This window comes from Pseudomonas sp. 32A (assembly GCF_052682255.1).
Genome location: NZ_JBQYLY010000001.1, coordinates 6,265,090 through 6,282,348, shown reverse-complemented (window position 1 = coordinate 6,282,348; position 17,259 = coordinate 6,265,090). Strand labels below are relative to the sequence as shown.

The following is a 17,259-nucleotide window of genomic DNA, read 5'->3' as shown; positions in this document are numbered from 1 at the left end:
TCGCGAAAGCGGAGTGTCAGGCACTACATGAATGACTGATCCCCTGCCTTCGCGAGCAAGCCCGCTTCCACAATTGGTACTCGGTTAACCTGGAGATCGTGTCGGATCAGCTTTGCGCGGGTACGTGCGCTCCTCCTGAATCCGCCCGTCCATGCTGTGAATCCTCAGCGACGCCGTTTTGTCGCTGAGAAACTCCTTCGCCAACTCAACGATCGCCTCTTTGGTTTCCGCCGTTTTCGACGGCCGCGCCGAGCCCTGCTTGGTCAGTGCCCAACCCGTGCCGGTCTTGTTGATGTTGTAGGTATCCATGGTCTGCTCCCTTGACTGAATGAACACGGCACGCGGCAAAATCCGCGCCCTACTTATTGCGAGCGCGGGTGCCGGGCAGAGTTCAAGGCAGTTGGCGGATCAGGTTACAGGCGGGCCTTCAGTCATTACGATGTGGATCAATAACCGCTCGCCGTCGTCATCACGCCGCCCACAATCGCAATCCCCGAACTGCTGCCCAGACGTGTTGCCCCGGCATTGATCATCTTGATCGCCGTCTCATAATCGCGCACGCCACCGGACGCCTTGACCCCAACCCCTGCACCCACGGTTTTGCGCATCAGTGCCACGTCTTCGACCGTTGCGCCGCTGCGGCTGAACCCCGTGGACGTCTTGACGAACGCCACGCCCAGATCCCGGCAGATCTCGCACGCCTGGACTTTCTGTTCGTCGTCGAGCAGGCAGGTTTCCAGGATCACTTTCAACGGCACGGCGCCGCAGGCCTTGTGGACCAGTGCAATGTCATCGCGCACCGCGTCCAGCAGCCCTTCCTTCAACCAACCGATATTGAGCACCATATCGATCTCCCCTGCCCCGGCGGCAATTGCCCGTTGGGCTTCAAATGCCTTGGTGTCACTCAGGCCGGCACCCAGCGGGAAGCCCACCACCGCACAAATCACCACGCTATCGTCGGTCAGGCACGACGCCGCATAAGGGACCTGGCCTGAATTCACGCACACCGAATAAAAGCCATGTTCCTGGGCTTCTCCACACAAGGTGCGGATTTGCTCACGGGAGGCATCGGGAGCCAGCAAGGTGTGATCGATATACTTCGCCAATGCTGCAGGTTGAAGAGTGTTCATTTAACGAGTCCTTGCCTGTATGTTGCCAATGTTCGTGTACCGCTTGTCACAGCGCTCACATAAAATACGTTACAATACTCACACTTAATGTTACTTATTTAACACAAACAATCAAGCCCTGGAATACCCGTGGACAGTAGAAAAGCCGAGCGACTCAAGCTTATCCAACAAGCCTTGCAGGACCAGAACGCCATTCACCTGAGGGAAATGGCGGCGCTGCTGGACGTGTCCGAGATGACCCTGCGCCGGGACCTGAGCCACTTCACCGATCACTTGCGCCTGCTCGGTGGCCATATCACCCGGGTCAGCAGCGAGGCCAGCGAGTACCGGGTTGCCGACCAGGACACCCGCCACGTCGAGGAAAAGCGCCGCATCGGCAAACTCGCCGCCCGGTTGATACAACCCGGTGACACGGTATTTTTTGACTGCGGCACCACCTCGCCCTTTGTCATTGATTTCATCCCGGATGAGCTGGAGTTCACCGCGGTGTGCAGCTCGTTGAACGTGCTGCTCAGGCTGCAGAACAAGCCCAACTGCCACATCGTGTTATGCGGCGGTACCTTTCACCGCAAGAACCAGGTGTTTGAAAGCAGTGCCGAAAGCAGCATTCTCGACAGCGTGCGCCTGACGTGGGCCTTCGTCACCGCCGCAGGCGTCAGCCAGGAATTCGGTGTGACCTGCTTCAACTTCAACGAAGTCGAGGTCAAGCAAAAGGTCCTGCGCCAGGCCCAGCAACGGGTGCTGCTCGCCGACTTCAGCAAGTTCGACACGGTGCGCACCGCACACTTCGCGACCCTGGGGGACTTTCAGTACGTGGTCAGCGACAAGAAAATCCCCCGCGCCTACAAGGACGCCATTCAGGCCAGCGGCGCGCAATTGCTGGTTTAACCCAACAACCTCTGCCGCTCCTGCGCATTCAAGTAGCCGGTGGTCACGCTGAACGAAGCGCTGGCCCCGGCTGCCAGCTGACGCACGTGCCCTTTGGCTTTCTCGGCGTTATAGCCTTCGGGCTCGCAGGTTGACGGGAGCACGAAGGCCGCCACTTGCTGATCCGGCGTGTGCAGAATCCAGCGTGCAGCGTGCTCGAACTGTTCGGGACGGTAACGGGTGTAGAACGCCGCGCCATCGCGATGCTCCAGCAGAAAGTGCGCGTGGCCCGTAGCGTCGGTACCCACGTCGTCGAAGAAAAATACAATCTCAGGGTCGTACAACGCCGGCTGATCGAGGCAGGCCAACTGCGCTGGATGCTCGGCCAACTGCGCCATGTAGGCGCTCCAGTCGGGTGTTGGCTTGACGTGGTCCGGCACGCTGGTACGCAGGCGCAGGCGCTGCATGCCCAGCGGCTCCACGAACCGCCCGCCGGGCACATAGGCGTAGTTCATGTGGGCCATGTACATCAGGTCCATGGGCTTGCCGGCCAAGTTGGTCACGTCCATGTCGATGTCGAACACGGCCGAATCGGCGCGCAGTGTCACGCTGGGGCACGCCCGGTAACGATCACCGAACCCCTTGGCGTATTGGTACGAGCCGCCCAGGCGCACAAAGCCCTCGCCTATTTCCAGCCACGCCGTGTCCATGGGCGCGCAGGGCATTTCACCGTGCAAGGCATGGGTATCATCCGGCGCCGGGCAACCGTTGCGCAGCAGGCCGCTGTGGAACATGAAGCAGCCGTAGGTATCGATGATCGTTGGGCTGGGACGGGGCTGTTCAAACAGGTTGCTCATGGTCAGGTCGCGACCGTCGAACAGTGCCGACCAGATCATCTGCCCCTGATAAGGCAGAACCACCAGTCGCCCACGACTGTTCTCCAGGCTCACCGCCAGCACGCCGGACGGGTACGTCCAGGCGCTGACCTTGAAATCCCCAGACTGCAACAGGATCTTTTCCTGCTCGCCAAACACCGCGCGATACAGCGGCATATGCGTATTCATGAGGCCACCGCGGCTGCCGAACCCAGCGGGACGATGTCTGACTGGCGCAGGCATTTGACCGCATAGATCACGATCACGATAAAGCACAGCAACGGCACGCTGTAGGCCAACTGCATGTTGCCCCCGCTGGCGTCGGACAACAGGCCCTGGAAGATCGGAATCACCCCGCCGCCGACAATGCTCATTACCAGCAAGGAACCGCCAACGCCGGTGTCTTCACCCAGGCCATCGATGGTCAAGCCGTAGATGGTCGGCCAGCAAGGGCCGAGGAAAATGCTCACGCCCACCGCTGCGTACACCGCCGAGATGTTCGGCACCAGAATGGTGTAGGCCAGCAGCACGATGCACAGCACGCCGTACATCGCCAGGACCTTGGCCGGGTGCAGTCGGCGCATCAGCAAGTTGGCGATCATCTTGCCGACAAAGTAGGCGGCAAACGTGGTGAGCAGAAACCATGAAGCACTGCGTTCATTCATGCCGCCCATTTGCATGGCCAGGCGGATGGTGAAGCTCCACACCCCCACCTGGGCGCCCACATACAGAAACTGCGCGAGTACGCCAAAGGTAAAGCGCGGGTTACGCCACAGCCGCCCCAGGCTTTGACGCAGGCTACCGGGCTTGCTGTTGGCCGGCTTATTGCCCTTGCAGGCCGGGAACCTGGTAATGGCGATCAGGATAAACATCAGCACCAGCACCGCAATCATCCACTTGTAGGGCAACAAGGTGGACTGAATCATCTGCAACTGTTGCACCGCCGCCTCGGAGACGCTCATCTGCTGCAGTTGTTGGGTGGTGGCGTCGGTGTCCTTGAACATCACGAAGCTGCCCACATACACCCCGGCCATGGCGCCGAACGGGTGAAAGGTCTGGGAGATGTTCAAGCGCCGGGTCCCGGTTTCCCGTGGGCCCATCAGCGTCGAGTAGGTGTTGCACGCTGTCTCCAGGAACGACAGGCCGGCGGCAATCACGAACAGCGCCAGCAGAAACATCCCGTACTTGGCCGTGGACGCGGCCGGAAAAAACAACAGGCAGCCGAACATGTACAGCAGCAGGCCGATCAGGATCGTGGTCTTGTAACTGAACCGACGAACCACCATTGCCGCCGGAATCGCAACAAAGAAGTAGCCAAGGTAAAACGCCGACTGCACGAAGGCGGTCTGGAAATCACTGAGCAAAAACGCCTTCTTGAAGTGGGCGATCAGCACGTCATTCATGCTCGCCGCAGCCGCCCACAAGGCAAAGATGCTGCACAGCAGGATAAAGGCGAACCAGGGCGTGCGGTTCAGGTAGAAACCATCGGGCGTCTGTTGCAGCGCAGGTTTGTTCATTATTGTTCTCCGGGCTGGGTAGAGGGTGTTAGCGCTGTTGCTGGAAGCGGGCGAATGCTTCGCTGTCGGGATAAGAGGTCTGGGTGCCCAGCGCCGTCACCGAGCACGCCGAATACGCCACCGCCTGCTCCATGGCATGACGGATATGGCCGTCGCGGCTCCAGTGCCGAACGAAGCAACCGATAAAGGCGTCACCGGCGCCGGTGGTGTCACGGGCGTCGACCCGCTGACCCGGCACCTCGAATTCGCCCTCCTCGCCCACGTACAAAGCACCGTGTTCACCGAGGGTGACGATCACGTGGCGAATGCCGCTGGCGACGAGGGTGCGTGCAGCGATGCGGGCCGAGTCCGGCGAATCCACGACGTGGCCGGTAATCAACGCCAGTTCCGATTCGTTGGGGATCAGGAAATCCAGCTGCGCCAAGTGCTCAGCGCTCAACCCGGCCAACGCCGGCGCCGGGTTGAGCAGCACGGCGATGCCGTGGCGGTGAGCGAATTCGATGGCGTAGTAGACCGTCGGCAGATTGATCTCCAGTTGCAGCACGATCAGCGTGCACTCACGCAGGTCGGCGGCCGCCGCGTCGATATCCGCCGGCAGCAAATGCGCATTGGCGCCCTTGACGATCAAAATGCTGTTGTGGGAGTCGGCCCGCACGAAAATCGGCGCCACGCCGCTGGACACGCCGGGCACCCGCTGTACGTAACGGGTGTCGATACCAAAACGCTGGAAGTTGGCCAGTGTGTTGTCGGCAAACATGTCGTCGCCGACTTTGCTGAGCATCAACACATCTGCCCCAAGCTTGGCTGCCGCCACCGCCTGGTTGGCCCCTTTGCCGCCGCAACCCAGGGCAAAGCCCGGCGCTTCCAGGGTTTCGCCCTGGACCGGCATGCGGTCGATATAGGTAATCAAATCCACCATATTGCTGCCGATGACTGCGATCTTGCCCATTGCTATTCCACCTTGTTACGGCACGACCAGGCAGGTCGTGGCGCTCTTGTTTTGTTATTTAAATAACATTAGGTGTGAATATTCAATCTTTTTTTGCAATGGCCGATCAATGAACCCTGCGCAGTGGGCAATGCAGTTCAGTCAGGGATGTGAGGCGGCGACACGTTTGCGTGGCACGCCCCTTCTTCACAAAGGTCTGTGCAGCGTCGCCTGGGCTACAGGCTGAAGCGATCCACGGACTGCGATAACCTGCCGGCCAAGCCGGCCAGTTCGTCGGTGGTTGAGGCGGTTTCACCGATGATGCGACTGTTGTTTTCCGACATTCCCGCAATCATCTCCACCTGGTGGGAGATCTCGTTGCTGGCCAGGCTCTGTTCACCGATGGTGCGCGAGATGTCATTCACCAACTCGGTCGTCTTCAGGGTGGCCTGCAGGATGTCGCGGATCGCTCGCTCCACCTCTGCAGTGACCGCCATGCCTTTATCCACCTGGGTGACGCCCTCCTCCATGCTCGTCACCGCTTCCCGGGTGCTCTGCTGGATTCGCCCGACCATGCTGGCAATTTCCTGGGTCGAGGCACTGGTACGGCCCGCCAGGCTGCGCACTTCATCGGCGACCACCGCAAAACCACGCCCCTGTTCGCCGGCGCGAGCGGCCTCAATCGCGGCGTTCAGGGCCAACAGGTTGGTCTGGTCAGCGATCCCCTTGATCACCTGGATAATGCTGTAGATCGCCTCGGACTCCTTGTCCAGTGTACGAATCACTTGGGCCGATTGCTGCGCTGAGCGGGCAATGCCATCCATGTCTTTCACCACTTGGTGGATCACTTGACCACCGTCCTTGGCCAGGGCTTCAGCCTGATTGGCCATATCCAGGGCGCGCCCGGCGTGCCGGGTGATTTCTTCAATACTGGCAGTCATTTCACTGGCCGCTGCCGCCATGGTGCTGGCCGCCGTGCTTTGCTGCTGACTGCTGCCAGCGACTTCATGGCAGCCGTGGCTCAAGCGTTCACTCATGCTATTGACGCCATGGGCGTTGCTGCGCACCACTTCGATCATTGCGCGTAAATCTCGTTGCATGGTGGCGAGGCTGCGAATCAATGAACTGGCTTCGTCCTTGCGACGGGGTTCCACGATCGGCTCGCTCAAGTTGCCACGGGCGATACTTGCCGCGATACGGCTGGCGGTGTGCAGCGGCCCCATGATGCTCAGCATGACCCAGCGGCCCTGAGCCAAAAGCAGCAGGAGGGCTGCAACCAGCACCGCAATCAGGGTGAGATTGGCGGTACTGATGGTCTGCCGCGTACTCACACCAGCTTGTTCGGTATTGTTCTCGATCAGCTCGCTCAAGGTTGCCATTTGATCTTCCAAACGACTGAACGCGGCGTTGAAGCTGTCCAGTTCCTTACGAGCGGCGTCGGGGTTGTCCAACGCCAGGGCGACGATGCGTTCGCCGGCGCTTATATAGGTGTCCAGGCTGGGTTTGATTTTTTCCAGACTGGCTCTGAGCGTGTCGTCCAGCGGCAGCTTGAGGTTGTCCCCCAGTACCTGCCGGAAGTGCTCGGCATGTTCCTTCAGCGAACTGGTCACTTCGGCCTTGGTGCTGGTGCTTTTGTCCAGACCCACCAGCATGGCCGACAACACGTCGGCACGCAGTGCATCGTGCATCATGTCGGCCTCCATATGGTTGCGCAGCACCGTCATGCTCACTTCATTGTTCTGTACAGCCTCACCCATTCGCGTATTTCCCAGATAACCGGCAAGGCTCATGACCAAAGCGGTGAGCAATCCGGTGGCAATCAACAGCATCAAGCGTAATTTAATCGTCATGCCTGCATCCCCTGAACCGCCGGCTGGGGCCCCAACCGTTCGAGCGTCACTAGTAGCGTTATCGGCACGGTTTGCGGGTTAATGAGCCTGAGTTGGCACCGAATTAAGCCAGCTGCAGGAGCGCCTACAAGTCGAAGCGATCCACCGCCCGCCGCCGTTCATTGTCGTCACGCACGTCATAGTTGGCGGTGGTCTGGATATTGGTGTGGTGCGCCAGCTTCTGGGCAATGGACAGGTCGTACTCTTCAATCACCCGGGTGATGAACGAGCGCCGGAAATCATGGGGCATGATCTTCACGCCGACTTGCTCGCCGCGCTGGCGGGCGATGTAGTAAATCGCGTGCTTGGTGATGCGCTCGCGGGTGATATGGCTGCCCCGGCGAATGCGGTTGAACAGGAACCTGTCGTCCTGCTCACCGGGTTTCAACTGGCTACGACGGAACTCAAGCCACGCCTCCAGCTTGGCAAAGGCCCAGGCCGGCGCGTACTTGATCAGCTGTTTGTTGCCCTTGCCGATGACCTGCAGGCTGCGCTCGTCAAAGTTGACCTGGCCCAGTTCGATATTCACCGACTCCGACTTGCGCATGCCCGAGCCATACAGGATCCCGATCACCGCGGCGTCCCGCAGGCCCTGGGGGCGCGGGTCGGCGGCGCAGACCTCCATCAACTCACGAATCAAGGTGCGCCGCAGGTTGCGACCCTGGCTCAGCCGTGTGCCGGCCATGGCCTTGACCGAGCGCATCTTCAACAGGTGATCCTGACTGATCAGGCTCATGCGCCAGGCTTCGTTCATCACCCCGCGCACGGCGTTGACGTACAGCGAGGAGGTATTCGGCGCATAACCGTCTTCCCGCAGCGCCGCCACCAGGGCCATGACGTGTTCGGGTTGCAGCAGGTGCCAGTCGATGTCTTCGAGGTTGATGTCTTCAAAGCCCAGGCGGTCGGCGGCGTCTTGCAGCACGTAGCGCATGGTCAGCTGGCTGGAGGGTGCCAGGCGGGTGAGGTAGAGGGTCAGCGGGTTGCGGATAGACTCAGTCAAGGTAGATCAGCCTTTGGATTAAATATGTCGACTAACCATCTGTTTAATCGACATATTTAGTGAATTGGCGAGCGCCGAGTCTAGCGCAGGTCAACCCATGGGGCTATTCCTGATCGTCTTCCGCCGGGGCTGGTGTCTGCTGCTGGCTCCAGTTGGTGTCCTGCTTCTGCATCAAGGCAAACCAGTGCTGGCGCATGAACTCCAGGTACGGTTTGGGCGCCTTGGCAAAGTCCTCCTCGTCGCCATAACAGCCGGGCAGCGGCAGCTCGGTGCCCTGCTCCTTGTACTGGCTGACCAGCGCTTGCTGGGCGGCGATGCTGCAGTCCTTGGGCAGCGGCATGCCTTGCAGGGCGCCGGCGTCTTCATCCCACCAACTGGCACCGTAGCGGTCAATGCCGCGCAGGCGGTACTTCTGTGACTTGCCGATGTGCATGATCAGCTTGAAATCATTGGGGCTGACATCGCTGGTGCAGGTACGGCTGTAACCCACCGTCACCTGGCTGATGCCGTCACCCAGCAGGTCGGTGACCCGGGTGGCGTCGGTGTTGTAGTGCGCCCCGGCGTCGAACTCGCAATGCTGCACGTCGTCGTAGAGCATCCACAGCCGCTTGGGCCGGTCGCCATCAAGCAGGTACTGAGCCGCATAGACTAAGGCTGACTGCGCGCCGTCGTCGTCGCGTTCGCTGACTTGCTCAGCGAGCACCAACAGGTTCTTGCCCTGTTTATCGCTCCAGGTGAAGGCGCCGACCTGTTTACCCCGCACTTCTACGCCATCGGGCACCTGGTCGATGGCCGTCAGTGCCACGCCGTCATCGGCCCGCACACTCGTGGCCCAGGCCACCGTCATCAACAACACCATCAACATTGGCCGTAAACGCTGCACGCTATTCATCCGACTGCCCTGGCAAGAGATGGCTTACTTTACCGGCACTTGCACGGCATTGCAGAGAAGATTGTTCAGGAATGACCCCGTGCGCGGGAAAAGACCATTTGCCCCGCCACACCCCGCGAAGACAGGGTTGTGCGCATTGATGCTGTTTACCTGAACCCTAGCTGTCTACCTGCCAGAAAAACGACTTTTTCATCTGCGTTTCATATTCGTTGAACATTTTTGCGCTTAATCTTGGCGGCACGACTTGAGAACAAACCGTAACTTGCAGCTTAACTCGTTGATTACGCTTTACCTTTAGGCGTTTTGGTCTTTACTCACGTAAGCCACGGAAGACCCACCGTCACCTGTCAGGACTCACGAATGAATGCCATGAATCCACGTTATTTTTAATCTGGCGCCTGCTTCTCCAGGCTGTTGATGACTGCTGTCTTTACGCTTCAAGTTGCTCTAACCCCCGAGGTAATGAATCTTTGAAACCCTACCCAATTCATTGCGTGTCGATCGTTATCCCGGTCTACAACGAACAAGAAAGCCTGCCTGAACTGCTGCGCCGCACCATGGCCGCCTGCAAGCAACTGGCCTACGAATACGAAATCGTCCTGGTGGACGACGGCAGCCGCGACAACTCCGCGCAATTGCTGGAAGACGCCGCCGCCCTCGAAGGCAGCAACGTGGTGGCGGTGATCCTCAACCGCAACTACGGCCAGCACGCCGCGATCATGGCCGGCTTCGAGCATTGCCGGGGCGACGTCGTGATCACCCTGGACGCCGACCTGCAAAACCCGCCGGAAGAAATCCCGCGTCTGGTCGAGCAGGCCGCCCTGGGCTACGACGTGGTTGCCACCGTGCGCAACAACCGCCAGGACTCAGCCTTCCGCCGCTGGCCGTCGCGCTTGATCAACCTCGCCGTGCAACGCTCCACGGGCGTCGCCATGAGCGACTACGGCTGCATGCTGCGCGCTTACCGCCGCACCATCGTCGACGCGATGCTCGCCTGCCGCGAGCGCAGCACCTTCATCCCGATCCTGGCCAACAGCTTTGCGCGCCACACCACGGAAATCCTGGTGCACCACGCCGAGCGTGAACACGGCGAGTCCAAGTACAGCCCGATGCGCCTGATCAGCCTGATGTTCGACCTGCTGACCTGCATGACCACCACACCCTTGCGCCTGTTGAGCATCGTCGGTTTCAGCCTGGCGGCCCTCGGGATGCTGTTTGCGGTCGCATTGATCGTGCTGCGCCTGGCCTTCGGTGCCGGCTGGGCCGGTGACGGCATGTTCGTGCTGTTCGCCGTGCTGTTCGTGTTCACCGGTGGCCAGTTCATCGGCATGGGCCTTTTGGGTGAATATCTGGGCCGCATGTACAGCGACGTGCGGGCCCGCCCACGGTTCTTTATTGAAAAAGTGCTGCGCAACCAACCGGCAGCGCCGGCCGAGACCTTCACGGTCGATGGCCTGACCTCCTCCCACACTTCTACTTCTCCTTCCGATCAGGTTTCGTCATGAATTCAAAAGCTGTTGTCTTCGCTTACCACGATATTGGCTGTGCAGGCATCGAAGCCCTGCTCAGTGCGGGTTACGAAATTGCTGCCGTGTTCACCCATGCCGATGATCCCAAGGAAAACAATTTCTACGGTTCCGTCGCGCAACTGTGCGCCCGCAACGGCATCCCGGTGCACGCCCCGGAAGACGCCAACCACCCACTGTGGATCGAGCGCATCGCCAAGCTGAACCCGGACTACATCTTTTCGTTCTACTACCGCAACCTGCTGAGCGAAGCCCTGCTGGCCACCGCCAAAAAAGGCGCGTTCAACCTGCACGGCTCCCTGCTGCCGCAATACCGTGGCCGCGCACCGGCCAACTGGGTGCTGGTCAACGGCGAAACCGAAACCGGCGTGACCCTGCACCGTATGGTCAAGCGTGCCGATGCCGGCGCGATCCTGGCCCAGCAGAAAGTCGTGATCGACCGCACCGACACCGGCCTGACCCTGCACGCCAAACTGCGTGACGCCGCCACCAACCTGCTGCGCGACGCCCTGCCGCAACTGGCTCAAGGCAAGCTGACCGAAACCGCCCAGGACGAAAGCAAAGCCACCTACTTCGGTCGTCGCACCGCCGCTGACGGCAAGCTGGACTGGAAAAAACCGGCTGAAGAGCTGTTCAACCTGGTTCGCGCCGTTACCCAACCGTACCCGGGCGCCTTCTGCGCCGTGGGCGAGCACAAGCTGATCGTCTGGAGCGCTGAAGTCGTCAAAGGCAACGAAGGCCTGGCACCCGGCCGTGTGATCAGCGTCAACCCGCTGCGCATCGCCTGCGGCGAAGACTCCCTGGTGGTCAAGTTCGGCCAGCGCAACGAAAACGGCCTGTACCTGGCTGGCCCGTCCCTGGCGGATGAACTGGGCCTGGTGGACGGTTCCGTACTGCGCGGTGCCGAGTCCGGCCGTAATCCACGCCGCACCCGCGTGCTGATCCTGGGTGTGAACGGCTTCATCGGCAACCACCTGTCCGAGCGCCTGCTGCGTGACGACCGCTACGAAATCTACGGCCTGGACATCGGCTCCGACGCGATTGATCGCCTGCGTAGCCACCCGAACTTCCACTATGTAGAAGGCGACATCAGCATTCACTCCGAGTGGATCGAGTACCACATCAAGAAGTGCGACGTGGTCCTGCCGCTGGTGGCCATCGCCACTCCGATCGAATACACCCGCAACCCGCTGCGCGTCTTTGAACTGGACTTCGAAGAGAACCTGAAACTGGTTCGCTACTGCGTGAAGTACAACAAGCGCGTGATCTTCCCGTCGACGTCCGAAGTGTATGGCATGTGCCAGGACCAGTACTTCGACGAAGACACCTCCAACCTGGTGGTGGGCCCGGTCAACAAGCAGCGCTGGATCTACTCGGTCTCCAAGCAACTGCTGGACCGCGTGATCTGGGCCTACGGCGACAAAGGCCTGAAGTTCACCCTGTTCCGTCCATTCAACTGGATGGGCCCGCGCCTCGACCGCCTGGACTCGGCCCGTATCGGCAGCTCCCGCGCCATCACCCAGTTGATCCTGAACCTGGTGGAAGGCACGCCGATCCGTCTGTTCGACGGTGGCGAGCAGAAGCGTTGCTTCACTGACATCGCCGACGGCATTGAAGCCCTGGCCCGCATCATCGATAACGACAACGATAACTGCAACGGTCAGATCATCAACATCGGCAACCCGGAAAACGAAGCCAGCATCCGTCAGTTGGGCGAAGAACTGCTGCGTCAGTTCGAAGCTCACCCGCTGCGCAGCAACTTCCCTCCGTTTGCCGGTTTCCGCGACGTAGAGAGCAAGGCGTTCTACGGCACCGGTTACCAGGACGTGGCTCACCGCAAGCCAAGCATCGAAAACGCCAAGCGCCTGCTGAACTGGGAGCCTACCGTGGAGATGAGCGAAACCATCGGCAACACCCTGGATTTCTTCCTGCGTGAAGCCATGCTCGAAATCGCGGACAAGCGTTGATGCAAGCGGGTCTACGCATCGACGTCGACACCTACCGAGGCACCCGCGAAGGGGTGCCAAGGTTGTTGGAGTCGCTCGACGAAGCCGGGGTCAAGGCGACCTTCTTCTTCAGCGTCGGGCCGGACAACATGGGGCGCCACTTGTGGCGCCTGATCCGCCCGCAATTCCTGTGGAAGATGCTGCGTTCCAACGCGGCCGGTCTGTACGGCTGGGACATTTTGCTGGCCGGCACCGCCTGGCCGGGCAAACCCATCGGTCGCGACCTGGGGCACTTGATGCGCCAGGCCAAGGCTGCCGGGCATGAAGTCGGGCTGCACGCCTGGGACCACCATGGCTGGCAAGCCAACACCGGGCGTTGGAGCGATGCACAGCTGATCGAACAGATCCGCCGTGGCGTCGACACCTTGAACGACATCCTCGGTGCGCCCATCGACTGTTCAGCCGCTGCCGGCTGGCGTGCCGATGAGCGCGTGGTGCAAGCCAAGCAAGCGTTCAACTTCCGTTACAACAGCGATTGCCGTGGTACCAGCCTGTTCCGGCCGACTCTGGCGGATGGCAGTGCCGGCACGCCACAAATCCCGGTAGACATGCCGACCTTCGACGAAGTCGTGGGCCCGGTGGTGGCCGCCAAGGATTTCAATGCGTACATCCTCGACCGCTTCAAGCCGTCGAAGCTCAACGTCTATACGATCCACGCAGAAGTAGAAGGGATTCTGATGGCCAATGATTTTCGCCAGTTGCTCGCCCAGGCAGGGCAGCGCGGCATTCAATTCAAACCGTTGGGCGACCTGTTGCCCGCCGACCTGAGCACCCTGCCCCAGCAACAGCTGGTGCGCGGTGCGCTGAGCGGCCGTGAAGGCTGGCTCGGAGTGCAAAAGGCATGATCCGGCGCTGGGCCCTGCCCCTGCTCCTGCTGGCTTTCGGGGTGTTCTACCTGATCCCGTTGGCCACCCATGGTCTATGGATTCCCGACGAAACCCGCTATGCGCAAATCAGCCAGGAAATGCTGCTGACCGGCAAATGGGCCTCGCCGCACTTTATGGGGATCCGCTACTTCGAGAAGCCGGCGGCCGGCTACTGGATGATCGCGCTGGGCCAGGCGATCTTCGGCCAGAACCTGTTCGGCGTGCGTTTTGCCTCGGCCTTGAGCACCGGCTTGAGCATCCTGCTGGTGTACTGCGTGGCCCGGCGTTTGTGGAACGACCCGCGCAAGAGCCTGGTCAGCGCCGTGCTGTACATGAGTTTCGTCAGCGTCGCGTTCCTGGCGGGCTATGCCAACCTCGATCCGCAGTTCACCTTCTGGGTCAACCTGACCGGCGCCGCGCTGTGGTTCTGTTTCGACAGCACGACGAGCCGTGGCCGCTTGTGGTCGTGGGCCTTGCTCGGGTTCGCCTGCGGCATGGGCTTCATGACCAAGGGGTTCCTTGCCTGGTTGTTGCCGGTATTGATCGCCCTGCCCTACATGCTCTGGCAGAAACGCTTTCGTGAACTGCTCACCTATGGCCTGGTGGCCGTGGCCGTGGCGATTCTCGTGAGCCTGCCCTGGGCCCTGATGGTGCATGCCCAGGAACCTGATTACTGGAACTTCTTCTTCTGGCACGAGCACATCCAGCGCTTTGCCGGCGACGATGCGCAACATGCCGAGCCGTTCTGGTACTACCTGCCGCTGCTGGTCGCGTTCAGCCTGCCTTGGATGGCGTTGCTGCCGTCCACCGTGAAACAGGCGTGGCTGGAAAAGCGCAGCACCAAAATCGCCTTCCTGCTGCTGTGGTTGCTGATGCCTTTGGCGTTCTTCAGCCTGGCCAAGGGCAAACTGCCGTCCTACATCATGCCGTGCCTGTTGCCTCTCGCTTTGCTGATGGGGCACATCCTGGCGGACAAACTGGGCCAGGCCCGTGGCCGCGTATTGCGCATCAATGGCTGGCTGAACCTGGTCATCGGCGTGCTGGGCCTGCTGGCCCTGACCTGGTTCCAATTGAAGAAGCCGGTGTATGAGCACGGCCAGGAAACCCTGAGCCTGGTGCTGGTGTTCGTATTTCTGTTCGGCTGGATCATTGCCAACCTGTTGCAAGCCGCCCGCCCGTTGCAGATGTGGGCCGCGCCGGTGATTGGCAGTTGGTTGCTGGTGGCCCTGGTGCCGGCCGCGTTGCCGCACTCGGTGGTTTATAACAAGACCCCGGACCAGTTCATCATCGATCACCTCCAGGAGCTGCAGCCGACCACCGCGTTGCTGAGCAATGACCTGGGCGCCGCATCGGCCTTGTCGTGGCGCCTGCAGCGGCCTGAAGTGATGCTCTACAACACCGTTGGCGAAGTGAAATACGGCATCGCCTTCCCGGACACCGCTTACCGCAAGATCGATACCGCCAGCGTCCAGCAATGGATGAGCGATGCGCGCAAACAAGGTTCGGTGGGCGTGGTGATGCGGGTCAAGGGTGACGACGAGCGTCAGGAAGTGGACCTGCTGCCCAAAGACGGCAAGCGTTACGAGCAGGGCAATATCGTGATTCTGATCTTCCCGCAGAGCGCGCCATGACCACTCTGCTGCTGTTGTTAGGTGCCTGCCTGCTGACCTGCATGGGCCAGGTGTCCCAGAAGTTTGCCGTGGAAGGCTGGCGTGACCAGCCGGATGGCTGGGCGTTGAAGCTGCGTTCGCCGTGGCTGTGGTCGGCGCTGGTGTGCCTGGGTTTGGGTTTGCTGGTGTGGCTGCTGGTGCTGCAACGCCTGGAAGTCGGCATCGCGTACCCGATGCTCAGCCTCAACTTTGTACTGGTCACCCTGGTGGCGCGCTTTGTGTTCCATGAACACATCGATGGCCGCCACTGGTTCGGTGTGCTGCTGGTGATTGCCGGTGTAGTGCTGCTGGGGCGTCAGGTATGAGTCGCGCTCGCGGTTTTGCCCTGGCCCTGGGCAGCGTTGCGTTGGTCAGCGGTGCCCAGTTGGGCATGCGCTGGAGCATGACGCGCCTGCCGCTGCCCACTGAATGGCTGACAGCACTCAACACCGGCGCCATCGACTTCGGCGCACTGGGCGTGGTGATCCTCGCGATCATTGCCTATGCCCTGTCGATGCTTTGCTGGCTCGGCGCCCTGAAAGATTTACCGCTGGGGCGCGCCTACTCGCTGCTCAGCATCAGCTACGCGTTGGTCTACCTGCTGGCCGCCAGCCTGCCGGTGTTCAACGAACATTTTTCGCTTTCAAAAACTGCGGGGGTGGCCTTGGTCATTCTCGGAGTCCTGACTATCAACTCTCGTCGTGCTAGCACCACAAGTCCCAGGAATGCCCCATGAAAATCAGTGTATTTGGTAGTGGTTACGTCGGTCTGGTGCAGGCCACTGTATTGGCCGAAGTCGGTCACGATGTCATCTGCATGGACGTAGACGAGAACAAGGTCAAGTTGCTGCAACAGGGCCACGTGAGCATTTTCGAGCCAGGCCTGGCGGCGATGGTCAAGGAAAACCTCGAAGGCGGACGCCTGACGTTTACCTATGACGAAAAACTCGCGGTCGAACACGGCGAAGTGCTGTTCATCGCCGTGGGCACGCCTTCGGACGAAGACGGCTCGGCCGACCTGAAATACGTGCTGTCGGTAGGCGATGCGGTAGCCCGCCACCGGATCGACCCGGTGATCCTGGTGGAAAAATCCACCGTGCCCGTCGGCACCGGCGACACCTTGCGCGCCCACATGGAAAAGGCCCTGCACCTTGCCGGCCGCCATCTGGAGTTCGATATCGTCTCTAACCCGGAATTCCTCAAGGAGGGCTCGGCCGTTGCCGACTGCCGCCGCCCGGACCGTATCGTCATCGGTTGTGAACGCGAAGAAGTGCGCGAGGTAATGCGCGAGCTGTATGCACCGTTCAACCGCAACCACGACCGCATCATCTTCATGGACCTGCGCAGCGCCGAACTGACCAAGTACGCCGCCAACTGCATGCTGGCCACCAAGATCAGCTTTATCAACCAGATCGCCGAACTGGCCGAACACCTGGGCGCGGACATTGAAGCCGTGCGCCTGGGCATTGGTGCCGACTCGCGTATCGGCTACCACTTTATCTACCCGGGCTGCGGTTACGGCGGCTCGTGCTTTCCCAAAGACATGCGCGCCCTGATCCACAGCGCAAAGGCCGCCAACTGCTCCAGCGACCTGCTGGAAGCCGTGGAAGCCATCAACCAGCGCCAGAAGAGCAAGCTGTTCGAGCGTGCCAACGCGTTCTTCAAGGGCGACCTGCGGGGCAAAACCTTTGCCTTGTGGGGCCTGGCGTTCAAACCCAACACCGACGACATGCGCGACGCCCCCAGCCGGGTGCTGATGGAAGCCCTGTGGGCTGCCGGCGCCAATGTGCGCGCGTTCGACCCGGAAGCCATGCAGGAAACCCAACGCATCTACGGCGATGACCCGCGCCTGATGCTGATGGGCACCCCGGAATCCACCTTGAGCGGTTCCGACGCCCTGATCATTTGCACCGAATGGCAGCAGTTCAAGGCACCGGACTTCGACCTGATCCAGCAACGCCTGAAAACCCCGGTGATCTTCGACGGTCGCAACCTGTACGACGGCGAGCGCCTGGCGCGCAAGGGCATCCAGTACTTCCCGATGGGCCGCGGCGAATCCTGCCAGTTGCCGATCCCCCAGCAAAACTGGGCACTTCAGGCCGAGGAAGCCTAAGA

General features: G+C 60.7%; 16 protein-coding genes and 1 pseudogene. 8 read left to right on the top strand and 9 right to left on the bottom strand.

Annotated elements, in window-relative coordinates; all coding sequences use genetic code 11:
• Positions 1 to 84: 84 nt before the first annotated feature.
• Positions 85 to 309 carry a DUF2188 domain-containing protein gene (locus ACUN0G_RS28925; RefSeq protein WP_003217639.1) on the bottom strand — a complete coding sequence of 75 codons (225 nt, stop codon included), beginning with the start codon at positions 307 to 309 and terminating at the stop codon, positions 85 to 87.
• Between the two features lie 137 nt (positions 310 to 446).
• Entirely contained in the window at positions 447 to 1,130 is a 684-nt protein-coding gene (deoC, locus tag ACUN0G_RS28920) for a deoxyribose-phosphate aldolase (RefSeq protein ID WP_445575020.1), read from the bottom strand.
• 129 nt (positions 1,131 to 1,259) lie between these two features.
• On the opposite strand from deoC, the gene deoR reads away from it, so the two are divergent.
• Positions 1,260 to 2,018: a DNA-binding transcriptional repressor DeoR gene (gene deoR / locus ACUN0G_RS28915; RefSeq protein ID WP_177069775.1), complete on the top strand. Its 759-nt coding sequence runs from the start codon at positions 1,260 to 1,262 to the stop codon at positions 2,016 to 2,018.
• Here deoR and ACUN0G_RS28910 read toward each other — a convergent pair.
• The 7 genes and pseudogenes from ACUN0G_RS28910 to ACUN0G_RS28880 form a co-directional block, all read right to left on the bottom strand.
• Positions 2,015 to 3,061, bottom strand: coding sequence for an aldose 1-epimerase family protein (locus ACUN0G_RS28910; RefSeq protein WP_445575019.1), 1,047 nt, complete (start codon positions 3,059 to 3,061; stop codon positions 2,015 to 2,017). The two genes, deoR and ACUN0G_RS28910, sit on opposite strands and share 4 nt — an antisense overlap.
• Positions 3,058 to 4,389 carry an L-fucose:H+ symporter permease gene (fucP, locus tag ACUN0G_RS28905; RefSeq protein ID WP_445575018.1) on the bottom strand — a complete coding sequence of 444 codons (1,332 nt, stop codon included), beginning with the start codon at positions 4,387 to 4,389 and terminating at the stop codon, positions 3,058 to 3,060. Before fucP ends, ACUN0G_RS28910 begins: the two co-directional genes overlap by 4 nt.
• A 28-nt stretch (positions 4,390 to 4,417) precedes the next feature.
• Positions 4,418 to 5,338, bottom strand: a complete 921-nt coding sequence (gene rbsK / locus ACUN0G_RS28900) for a ribokinase (protein ID WP_445575017.1) — start codon at positions 5,336 to 5,338, stop codon at positions 4,418 to 4,420.
• A gap of 215 nt (positions 5,339 to 5,553) precedes the next feature.
• Positions 5,554 to 6,279, bottom strand: a complete 726-nt coding sequence (locus ACUN0G_RS28895) for a methyl-accepting chemotaxis protein (protein WP_421526523.1) — start codon at positions 6,277 to 6,279, stop codon at positions 5,554 to 5,556.
• Positions 6,280 to 6,411: 132 nt separating this feature from the next.
• Positions 6,412 to 7,167: pseudogene (locus ACUN0G_RS28890) on the bottom strand (MCP four helix bundle domain-containing protein); the annotation flags it as partial.
• Positions 7,168 to 7,291: 124 nt separating this feature from the next.
• Positions 7,292 to 8,206 (bottom strand): site-specific integrase, encoded by a 915-nt coding sequence (locus tag ACUN0G_RS28885; protein WP_421524423.1) that lies wholly within the window; start codon positions 8,204 to 8,206, stop codon positions 7,292 to 7,294.
• Between the two features lie 103 nt (positions 8,207 to 8,309).
• On the bottom strand, positions 8,310 to 9,098 hold the full coding sequence (locus ACUN0G_RS28880) for a M949_RS01915 family surface polysaccharide biosynthesis protein (RefSeq protein ID WP_445575016.1): 789 nt from the start codon (positions 9,096 to 9,098) through the stop codon (positions 8,310 to 8,312).
• Positions 9,099 to 9,568: 470 nt separating this feature from the next.
• Between ACUN0G_RS28880 and arnC the strand changes: the two genes are divergently transcribed.
• From arnC to ACUN0G_RS28845, 7 genes are read left to right on the top strand one after another with little or no spacing between them, the layout of a single operon-like run.
• Positions 9,569 to 10,603, top strand: coding sequence for an undecaprenyl-phosphate 4-deoxy-4-formamido-L-arabinose transferase (arnC, locus tag ACUN0G_RS28875; RefSeq protein WP_318302518.1), 1,035 nt, complete (start codon positions 9,569 to 9,571; stop codon positions 10,601 to 10,603).
• Positions 10,600 to 12,591, top strand: coding sequence for a bifunctional UDP-4-amino-4-deoxy-L-arabinose formyltransferase/UDP-glucuronic acid oxidase ArnA (gene arnA / locus ACUN0G_RS28870; RefSeq protein ID WP_445575015.1), 1,992 nt, complete (start codon positions 10,600 to 10,602; stop codon positions 12,589 to 12,591). Before arnC ends, arnA begins: the two co-directional genes overlap by 4 nt.
• Positions 12,591 to 13,475 carry a 4-deoxy-4-formamido-L-arabinose-phosphoundecaprenol deformylase gene (gene arnD, locus ACUN0G_RS28865; RefSeq protein WP_421524426.1) on the top strand — a complete coding sequence of 295 codons (885 nt, stop codon included), beginning with the start codon at positions 12,591 to 12,593 and terminating at the stop codon, positions 13,473 to 13,475. The genes arnA and arnD overlap by 1 nt, the downstream gene beginning before the upstream one ends.
• Positions 13,472 to 15,127: a lipid IV(A) 4-amino-4-deoxy-L-arabinosyltransferase gene (gene arnT / locus ACUN0G_RS28860; RefSeq protein WP_445575014.1), complete on the top strand. Its 1,656-nt coding sequence runs from the start codon at positions 13,472 to 13,474 to the stop codon at positions 15,125 to 15,127. Before arnD ends, arnT begins: the two co-directional genes overlap by 4 nt.
• Complete coding sequence (gene arnE, locus ACUN0G_RS28855) at positions 15,124 to 15,471, top strand: 4-amino-4-deoxy-L-arabinose-phosphoundecaprenol flippase subunit ArnE (protein ID WP_003217625.1); 348 nt, start codon at positions 15,124 to 15,126, stop codon at positions 15,469 to 15,471. The genes arnT and arnE overlap by 4 nt, the downstream gene beginning before the upstream one ends.
• Positions 15,468 to 15,881: a 4-amino-4-deoxy-L-arabinose-phosphoundecaprenol flippase subunit ArnF gene (gene arnF / locus ACUN0G_RS28850; protein ID WP_177085814.1), complete on the top strand. Its 414-nt coding sequence runs from the start codon at positions 15,468 to 15,470 to the stop codon at positions 15,879 to 15,881. Before arnE ends, arnF begins: the two co-directional genes overlap by 4 nt.
• Positions 15,878 to 17,257: a UDP-glucose dehydrogenase family protein gene (locus ACUN0G_RS28845; RefSeq protein WP_445575013.1), complete on the top strand. Its 1,380-nt coding sequence runs from the start codon at positions 15,878 to 15,880 to the stop codon at positions 17,255 to 17,257. Before arnF ends, ACUN0G_RS28845 begins: the two co-directional genes overlap by 4 nt.
• Positions 17,258 to 17,259 lie beyond the last annotated feature (2 nt).

Coding starts and splice junctions, on each gene's coding strand:
- arnD (WP_421524426.1), top strand. CDS start 12,591: ATGCAAGCGGGTCTACGCATCGACGTCGACACCTACCGAGGCACCCGC.
- ACUN0G_RS28880 (WP_445575016.1), bottom strand. CDS start 9,098: ATGAATAGCGTGCAGCGTTTACGGCCAATGTTGATGGTGTTGTTGATG.
- ACUN0G_RS28895 (WP_421526523.1), bottom strand. CDS start 6,279: ATGGCGGCAGCGGCCAGTGAAATGACTGCCAGTATTGAAGAAATCACC.
- arnT (WP_445575014.1), top strand. CDS start 13,472: ATGATCCGGCGCTGGGCCCTGCCCCTGCTCCTGCTGGCTTTCGGGGTG.
- ACUN0G_RS28925 (WP_003217639.1), bottom strand. CDS start 309: ATGGATACCTACAACATCAACAAGACCGGCACGGGTTGGGCACTGACC.
- deoC (WP_445575020.1), bottom strand. CDS start 1,130: ATGAACACTCTTCAACCTGCAGCATTGGCGAAGTATATCGATCACACC.
- fucP (WP_445575018.1), bottom strand. CDS start 4,389: ATGAACAAACCTGCGCTGCAACAGACGCCCGATGGTTTCTACCTGAAC.
- arnA (WP_445575015.1), top strand. CDS start 10,600: ATGAATTCAAAAGCTGTTGTCTTCGCTTACCACGATATTGGCTGTGCA.
- arnF (WP_177085814.1), top strand. CDS start 15,468: ATGAGTCGCGCTCGCGGTTTTGCCCTGGCCCTGGGCAGCGTTGCGTTG.
- rbsK (WP_445575017.1), bottom strand. CDS start 5,338: ATGGGCAAGATCGCAGTCATCGGCAGCAATATGGTGGATTTGATTACC.
- ACUN0G_RS28845 (WP_445575013.1), top strand. CDS start 15,878: ATGAAAATCAGTGTATTTGGTAGTGGTTACGTCGGTCTGGTGCAGGCC.
- arnE (WP_003217625.1), top strand. CDS start 15,124: ATGACCACTCTGCTGCTGTTGTTAGGTGCCTGCCTGCTGACCTGCATG.
- ACUN0G_RS28910 (WP_445575019.1), bottom strand. CDS start 3,061: ATGAATACGCATATGCCGCTGTATCGCGCGGTGTTTGGCGAGCAGGAA.